Below are 428 nucleotides of genomic sequence, written 5' to 3'. Positions count from 1 at the left end.
GACAGATGATTGGGGTGAAGTCGTAACAAGGTAGCCGTATCGGAAGGTGCGGCTGGATCACCTCCTTTCTAAGGATAAGGAATACGTTGATAATTCGTTTAGTTTTGAGTGTTCAAGTAATACTCAAAAGAATAATTTAATAGGGGCCTATAGCTCAGCTGGTTAGAGCGCACGCCTGATAAGCGTGAGGTCGATGGTTCAAGTCCATTTAGGCCCACCATTTATTCTTATTAAATACAATTCAATAAACTTGGGGCCTTAGCTCAGCTGGGAGAGCGCCTGCTTTGCACGCAGGAGGTCAGCGGTTCGATCCCGCTAGGCTCCACCATTTGAACAATGAAAACTGAATATATATATTAGATCAAAAATAATTTTCTATAAATTAAAAACAGATTTACAAAACCGAGAAAAAAGTAAGTAAGTTGTAA

General features: G+C 40.2%; 2 tRNA genes and 1 rRNA gene. All 3 read left to right on the top strand.

The window, feature by feature from the left end:
• Positions 1 to 68 (top strand): 16S ribosomal RNA (locus PNO30_RS00910); the annotation flags it as partial.
• Between the two features lie 75 nt (positions 69 to 143).
• Positions 144 to 220: transfer RNA gene (locus PNO30_RS00905), tRNA-Ile, on the top strand.
• 32 nt (positions 221 to 252) lie between these two features.
• Positions 253 to 328 (top strand) — tRNA-Ala (locus tag PNO30_RS00900).
• Positions 329 to 428: the final 100 nt, after the last annotated feature.

The sequence above is a fragment of the Gemella haemolysans genome, assembly GCF_028308085.1.
GTDB classification, from domain to species: Bacteria; Bacillota; Bacilli; order Staphylococcales; family Gemellaceae; genus Gemella; species Gemella haemolysans_D.
The sequence above is the reverse complement of the archived record's forward strand: the minus strand, read 5'-3'. Positions and strand labels throughout refer to the sequence as shown.